This window comes from Desulfurella amilsii (assembly GCF_002119425.1).
In the GTDB taxonomy this organism is placed as follows: domain Bacteria; phylum Campylobacterota_A; class Desulfurellia; order Desulfurellales; family Desulfurellaceae; genus Desulfurella; species Desulfurella amilsii.
This window is the reverse complement of sequence record NZ_MDSU01000009.1, coordinates 1-589: the sequence shown is the minus strand read 5'-3', so window position 1 is coordinate 589 and position 589 is coordinate 1. Positions and strand designations below refer to the sequence as shown.

3 protein-coding genes are annotated in these 589 nt (G+C 29.2%); all 3 read right to left on the bottom strand.

What is annotated here, in order from left to right:
- Positions 1-213: MerR family DNA-binding transcriptional regulator (locus DESAMIL20_RS02055; protein ID WP_143340226.1), on the bottom strand; the 213-nt coding region annotated here is incomplete at its 3' end.
- A 7-nt stretch (positions 214-220) separates the two neighbouring features.
- Positions 221-358: a hypothetical protein gene (locus DESAMIL20_RS10435; protein WP_158090486.1), complete on the bottom strand. Its 138-nt coding sequence runs from the start codon at positions 356-358 to the stop codon at positions 221-223.
- An 11-nt stretch (positions 359-369) separates the two neighbouring features.
- Positions 370-589 (bottom strand): hypothetical protein (locus tag DESAMIL20_RS10430; RefSeq protein ID WP_158090485.1); only part of this gene is annotated, 220 nt, incomplete at its 5' end.

Genomic DNA, 589 nt, shown 5'->3' with positions numbered 1-589 from the left:
TTCTTGCTTTTTTGAACTTACTCTTGCATAACCTATATTAATACGTAATGTATCTGGTTTCTTCTGCAGTATACTCTGTAGTTGAGCATCACTGTATCTTCTTTCTCCATGTTGTGTTTTGAACTCTGGTTTCAATATTTCTTTTTTATCCCATGCTCTTAAAGTCGGTATTGATATACCTGTAAGCTTTGAAAACTGACCAATCTTATACATACTTATATTATACACCAAAATATGTATTTGTCAAGTGGTTTTTTATATAAAATATGATAAAATATTTAACAGTTAGATTGCCTTCTTTATACGCTTTTTCAGCAATACTTTTAATTTCTTTTGGATTAAATTTTTCCCATTCCATAAATATACCTCCTACCACTCTACTCCATAAAATAGCTCAACTAATGTTGCTTTTTTAGAAGTTATCCATTTTATTTTTATTCCGCTGTATTCATTTGTATGATTGTTTTCTAAAATACGCAAATTTCTTGAACTACAAGCAATTTCTGTATGTTTTATAATGCTTGTTTTTCCGTTTTCTGTTTCAACAATTGCTATTGGAAACTTTAACTCATCTTTCTCCGCCCATAAA